Origin of the sequence: Acetobacter pasteurianus subsp. pasteurianus LMG 1262 = NBRC 106471 (genome assembly GCF_000285275.1) — a bacterium.
GTDB classification, from domain to species: Bacteria; Pseudomonadota; Alphaproteobacteria; order Acetobacterales; family Acetobacteraceae; genus Acetobacter; species Acetobacter pasteurianus.
On the sequence record NZ_CADO01000061.1, the window covers coordinates 1 to 6,217 of the forward strand.

At 39.8% G+C, this 6,217-nt stretch carries 5 protein-coding genes and 1 pseudogene; 3 read left to right on the forward strand and 3 right to left on the reverse strand.

The annotated features are described in order from the left end of the window. Window positions 1–61: 61 nt before the first annotated feature. A pseudogene (locus tag APA10_RS14940) lies at window positions 62–214 on the forward strand (IS5/IS1182 family transposase); the annotation flags it as partial. A gap of 231 nt (window positions 215–445) precedes the next feature. Here APA10_RS14940 and APA10_RS09460 read toward each other — a convergent pair. The 3 genes from APA10_RS09460 to APA10_RS14300 form a co-directional block, all read right to left on the reverse strand. Then, entirely contained in the window at window positions 446–1,555 is a 1,110-nt protein-coding gene (locus tag APA10_RS09460) for an LptF/LptG family permease (protein ID WP_003631049.1), read from the reverse strand. Window positions 1,556–1,654: 99 nt separating this feature from the next. After that, window positions 1,655–2,422: a nucleoside/nucleotide kinase family protein gene (locus APA10_RS09465; protein WP_003631050.1), complete on the reverse strand. Its 768-nt coding sequence runs from the start codon at window positions 2,420–2,422 to the stop codon at window positions 1,655–1,657. Between the two features lie 24 nt (window positions 2,423–2,446). Next, window positions 2,447–3,328, reverse strand: a complete 882-nt coding sequence (locus APA10_RS14300) for a hypothetical protein (RefSeq protein ID WP_003631051.1) — start codon at window positions 3,326–3,328, stop codon at window positions 2,447–2,449. A gap of 286 nt (window positions 3,329–3,614) precedes the next feature. Here APA10_RS14300 and APA10_RS09475 point away from each other — a divergent pair, with 286 nt between their 5' ends. Continuing rightward, window positions 3,615–4,937: a lipopolysaccharide biosynthesis protein gene (locus APA10_RS09475; RefSeq protein WP_050923568.1), complete on the forward strand. Its 1,323-nt coding sequence runs from the start codon at window positions 3,615–3,617 to the stop codon at window positions 4,935–4,937. A gap of 14 nt (window positions 4,938–4,951) precedes the next feature. Beyond that, on the forward strand, window positions 4,952–6,070 hold the full coding sequence (locus APA10_RS09480) for a glycosyltransferase (protein WP_003631053.1): 1,119 nt from the start codon (window positions 4,952–4,954) through the stop codon (window positions 6,068–6,070). The last annotated feature ends 147 nt before the right edge of the window (window positions 6,071–6,217 follow it).

Here is a 6,217-nt window from a genome sequence, read left to right on the forward strand (position 1 = left end):
CGTCAATATGGGTCAGAAAACTCTTGCATAACGGACGGTAACCACAGAAGAAGAAATCCGCGTTGAGCATGTCTTTGCCGATCAGAAATCACAGACAGGGCTGTTCGTCCGAACAGTGGGTATCACCCGGGCCACAATGAGGATCGGCCTGGCCAATATTGTCTACAACATGCGCCGCTTCCTCTTCCTCGAGAGGTTGAATGCGGGCACGTAGTCACCCCGGTGGCGATACTCCCCGGTCTGCTCAAATCGCAGAGCAAAAATCAGGATAAGGAACCTGAAATCACGCACAAGAGCACTCAGTCAAAGGTTTTTCGAACCCTCCAGATGGTGATGAATGCGGATACTCTCCTGCACACATTACAGTGTCAAAAACACCTATTTATATTTCATAATAAAATTTATTATTTTATTTGTAGTTTATTTTTATAATATTTATATTAATTTATCGTGTAATTCGTCCTTGAAAATCACCAGATTTATATAAAAGGACAATTGTACATACAATACCAAATAAAACAGGAGGAACCCACATAAATATTGCAGATAAATTTTTTGTCGCCATAAGACTATGGGATAATTGAAGAGTATGGTCCAATCCGACCAATATTATTAAAGCTATAACTAAACCTGTACGATTTTTTTTCCTTTTTTGGCTCATCGCCAATGAAATTGATAACAAAGGAATAAAAATCAATATAACACTTCGTGCCAGTATAAAATGCATCTGAGAGTACATGTCAGAATACGGGACAAGATAATTTCCATTCTTGAGGCGTATAATAAGTTCCAGAAATGTTAATTCACGTTCATCATCTCCACGTGCATGAAATGCGCCCATATAGCTTTTCCCGATAAGAATTCGAGTAGCATGAGTAAAATATGTCGTAGAGGGAGAATCTTTTTTATCATCTGTAACAATATACCCATCATTCAAATCGATCTGAATATTTTGTGTTGCAGATGAAACATATATATTTCCTTGTCGAGCAGTAATATCCTGTTCTTTACCATAAGAAAGATCACGAATGAATACATGATATAATGTATCGCCGTTTGAATTTACATTGTCTGCGAACAAAGTTAGTTTCCCAGACGGACTCACAAATTTACCTGACTGAAGGCGGGGAGCCCATCCAGTATGGGTTGCTGTATATAGTGCCTTTCGAAAATCGTAGCGTGCATATGGTTGAATAAATCCATAGAGTAAAAATGTTATAATAGAAAAAACGACGCCAACTACAACAAATGGCCGGGCCAATTGCGATAGTGAAATTCCCATACTATTTATTGCATCTATTTCTTCATTTTGGCTCATGTTTTGCATAATGAAAAAGATACTTACGCATAAAGCCGCCGGAATTGCCAAACCTAGATAATGAGGAGTAAGCATAGACAACAATCTTACAAATATTGAAATTTTGTTGCTGCCTTCAGCCAGTATCCCAAACAACACTAGCAATCTTTCCAACAATAGTGCCGTCATTACGACAAAAAGGGACACAAGAAATGGATTTATAGTTTTTGAAAGCGTATATTTGCTTATTATTTTCATGTATACAACCCGATTATTTTATTCAAATCTCTCATCATATGCTATATATCATGAGATTTCTAAATAAAATCCTGTTTTGTTTATTGACGATTATTATATCTATCGCATCTCTGAATAACGTGGATACATTTCCAAAACATGTTTTACTACCAACCATGCTTCCTGCTGTACAGTAGAAAGAGGTAAAGAACTATCCAGATCGAATATGGGCGCACCATTAAACGTTAAAAGCGGCACATCTTTGATTTTGCGTGCCAATGATTCATAACGGTGATCAGGTTTCCGTGCCACCGCAGTCTGCAAATCTACGTTAAGTCGAATTACAACATCAGGTTTGAATGTCGCCATCCATTCATACAATTTCTGCTCAAGACGGGTTAGGATACTTACAAATTTCCCATCAGGATTACGAGCTACGAGACTAGGACCATCCATCGGACCTGGAATGACAGCCTGAGGATAACGGTCAGTTAATATTGTATATCCTTGTTTGTGAAAAAAACGCATCTTCAAGAAACGCATAACTCGTCGCATAGACAAGACAAAAACCACGAAAGCAGTAACTCCTCCTGCCCCCTTGTCAGAACGTGTAGCAGCTGACTTGTTCAAAATTTTCCTGTCTACCTTTCGTCCAACAAACGGCATTCGAGCTATAAATCTACCCCAATTCCCTGTTTGCTTCCCCAAGTGACAAAATCTCGTAGGACGATCCCTCTGCATCTGTTCTAAAATATAATTTCCCAAAGTGGATTTACCACTTCCATCCGCACCGACCACGGCAATGACGGCCGTTTTACGCCCTGAAATAGGACGTAGTTTTTTTATTTCCATCGCAAAATCTTTAATGTGATCTGAACTGAGCATCATAACTGAAAACTTTCCATAATCGCCTTATACTGGAGAAGATGTTATAGTGTGAGGCGGATAGGAAATTTTGCGCAGGTTGGCATCAATAAGCTTACGCAAGCGCACCGCAATGGGATCCGGCAGCAAAAATTTGTCCTTATGATAATCTAACTCACCTCTAATTTCTTTAAGAAGTAATTCATCGTGCATATCCCCCATCAAACCATTAATCGTTGCAAGATAGGCAGATAAGTTATTTAGCTGCTGGCTAGGACGAATGATACGCAAGGTGTCAACAAACGCCGTTCGTCGGCTAATTATTTTACGCAGCGAATGAAACTGTTGTCCCGTGACCTGTTCCCCGGAAGCCAGTGCTTTTGCTAGTTTTGCAATTTCAGCACACTGGAACTCTCTGAACTTCGGAGGATTGCTAGATAAAAAATTTTCAATACGTCTCTGTACTAATTTGAATGGCAAAGGTAGTAAAACGATCCATAAAACTGCCGCCATCCAGCATGTCTTGAACTTTTGCCCACTTTTGAAGGCATCCTGTAAAAAACCCATTTGACTGGTAATAAAATGAAGTTGCCACGGATAACGATGCCGCACATCAAAATTAGCACAACCAAAACGCATATGCTTAAAGCGAGCCCTGACCTCTTTATAATATATACGCTCATCAGGTGAAGCTTCCCGTCTAACGGCAATACGTGCTATCATTCGGCGAAAATCTGCTAAGTCGATACCACGCACCAGCAATTGCCATGATATTCGATAACACGCATTTAGTTCCTCCTGATTACAATCTGGCGTAACATCAGTTGGACATGCAACAGATAGATTTACTTCATCATCGGCCATAATATTATGAAAAAGAGCAGCTAACTGCTGGTCTGACGCTCTGGGAGTATCTAGATTAAACGACATATATGGTGTCCGGACATATCATTAAGCGCAAAAATAAAAAGATGTACGAGGTGTCAGCATATGCTGGCTCAAAAAACAGATTTTGACGCAAAAGTCGATACTTGTTTATATTTGATGCCTCGCGTTTGTCGCGCTATATGCCCTCACATCGCAATTAAGGTAACAATAAGTGAGAAATGATGCCTGAAAGTCTGCACGAGCCACAGCATCCATGTGTGGCGTTTTATGGGTTTATTTCTCGATTCCTGAACAATGTGAGAACTTTATTCGCATTGGCAGAATAAAAATGAGCGAAAACAAAGGGAAGACCGCATTTGCTCGAATTATGAGCAACACGACAACGATTGTCGTTGGACGTGTATTAAATGCGATATGTAGTTTTATCTACGTGCCATTAACCGTCCAAGCCGCTGGGTTAAACGGTTTCGGTAATATGCTTCTTATTACAAGCTACCTTATTTTAATATCTGATATAACGCACCTGCACTCATGGCAGCCATTAGTACATTATGGCACTATGTCTCTACGAGAGAAAAATTTTCGGGAATTTAACCAAATATTGACGTTTTGTATGCGTTCTGACGGTCTTAGTGGCATGATTGGAACGATTGTTGGATTATGCGGCATTGCTGTGTTCGGCAACCTACTCGCGTGGCCATCCGATATTAAATCTTTGGCGGAAGTTTGCTCCATTACAATCCTTTTCATGAACCGGGGATGGCCAGTTGGAGCATTACGTCTTCTTGATAAATTCAAAATAGCGACCACGATTGAACTCGTAGGTACCATAACTCGCACAGTTGGTAGTTTTATCGGGTACGAATATAAATGCGGATTATCTTTCTTTGTTTTTCTGTGGTGTTTCACACAGATCGCACTGTTCGCCATATATAACATTGTTGCGCTACGCTTTATCCATGAGGCTACCCGTCAACGTTTCCCATGGAAAGAGCTCTTCTTTCCAACAATACAAATCCCCGGAATATGGAAACTGACACTAGGCACCAGCCTCAACGAAATCTTGCAGGCATTTTTTAAGCAAATTTCGACCCTTCTCATTGGTGCGTGGATGGGAGCTGGAGACGCAGCCATCTTTCGCGTTGCCAGCCAAATTACAAATGCCTTAGCAAAACCTGCCAACATGATGATCCCTGCACTTTATCCAGAATTCATCCGTTCTCGAGACGATGGTAACGTGAAAGAATTAAAGTACATATTAATGCGTATTTACGCCACCATCAGCATTTTAGCAGTTGTGGTACTGACGGTATCCATCACATTAGGGAGCAATATTCTGAATTACATGCTGCATCATTCCATTCCCCAAGGGGGAATGTTAATTGCCATCTTAGCTACAAGTGCGATGATTGATATTTCTGTTGTTCCTCTAGAACCATTGTTGACAGTGATGGGTAGAGTATATTCAGTATTGCATGCGAAAGCATTTGCAATAATCGTTTATATGCCAGTGTTATTCGAACTTACCAAATATTTTGGAATATGGGGTGCTGCAGGATCCGCAGTTGTAGCATCAACAATCATGCTCTGGTGGTGTTCCATAGCTGCGACCAAAATTTTTGCATTAACGTATCCTTCGGAAAATACATGATAACTATTTAAAACATGGCAACAACATTAACTAGGACTGACAAATATATGAAAATCCATTACCTCGTGACTAGTCTAGAAAATGGTGGCGCTGAATTCGCGATGCCTGCTATTTTACAGACATTACGCAAACACAACTGTCAGATTCAAGTCACAGCTTGCGAACCAAGGGACATGAAAGCGGCTCCTAAACTAGAAGCAGCAAACATACCATATACCATCATGTTCGATGGTAAACGAAACAAGCTTACTTACATCTCATCATTTTTAAAAATTTTGCGTAATAATCGTCCTGATATTATTTGGACATCCTTGAGCGCTGCTACTCTTGTAGGGCAAATCGCAGGAAAAATTTTAGGTATTCCTGTCGTAAGTTGGAAACACAGTGCTTCTGTAAGAAGTTATACACAGCTTTTACGCAATCTAACGCAATTATGGATTGCTGATTCAGCGCTTGTTGAGCAGTTTCTACATTCCAAGATGCGCATCCCAACATCGCGTATCATGACTTGGCCGCTCTACGTTTGTGATGATTCAACCTATATCACGACATACTGGGATGGCAAACGTCCTTTACATTTGGGCAGTATGGGACGTTTACGGGAACAGAAAAATTATAGTGCTCTTATTAAAGGAATACAAAATTTTCGATTACATCATCCAAATCTAATAAATCGACTACGTGTCTCCATCGCTGGGGAAGGTCCATTAAAAACAATTTTGCAGAGCGAGATCAAACAATATGGTTTAGATGAAATTATAACCCTTATTGGCTATTGCGATGATACGTCCTCTTTTCTAAAAACCCTTGATGTTTACATCCAGCCCTCTCTTTTTGAAGGTATGTGTCTCGCAGCACACGAAGCTATGGCAATGGGATTGCCAGTAATCGCAACGCCAGTAGGCGAACTCGCGTTTAGTGTGATTAACAACAAAACAGGCTTTATAATAGGAAATAACGTTGAAAATGATCTTTCAAAAATACTTGAAACTATTTTTTCGCAACCAAATATAATTGCAAATTATGGAGTAAAGGCCAGAAATTTCGTAGAAAACAAGTACAGTAAAGAAGCATTTGATGCTGCAGCTATAAATATCCTAGACCGTGTTAAAACAACATTATTATGTTCATGATCAATTAACTCACATTAAAAAAGATCTAATCCAGATTTTGGCAGCGGTGAGATTGACGCGGAAATCTCACGGAAGGGTTGTACATCGGGTTATATTATGAAAAAGTCTATTTTGTGTAAAAGAAATTTTCGTAAGCTATAAGAAAAC

Bases quoted from the DNA above. Each gene is read 5' to 3' on its own strand.
- APA10_RS09460 (WP_003631049.1), bottom strand. From the start codon at position 1,555: ATGAAAATAATAAGCAAATATACGCTTTCAAAAACTATAAATCCATTT.
- APA10_RS09465 (WP_003631050.1), bottom strand. From the start codon at position 2,422: ATGATGCTCAGTTCAGATCACATTAAAGATTTTGCGATGGAAATAAAA.
- APA10_RS14300 (WP_003631051.1), bottom strand. From the start codon at position 3,328: ATGTCGTTTAATCTAGATACTCCCAGAGCGTCAGACCAGCAGTTAGCT.
- APA10_RS09475 (WP_050923568.1), top strand. From the start codon at position 3,615: ATGAGCGAAAACAAAGGGAAGACCGCATTTGCTCGAATTATGAGCAAC.
- APA10_RS09480 (WP_003631053.1), top strand. From the start codon at position 4,952: ATGGCAACAACATTAACTAGGACTGACAAATATATGAAAATCCATTAC.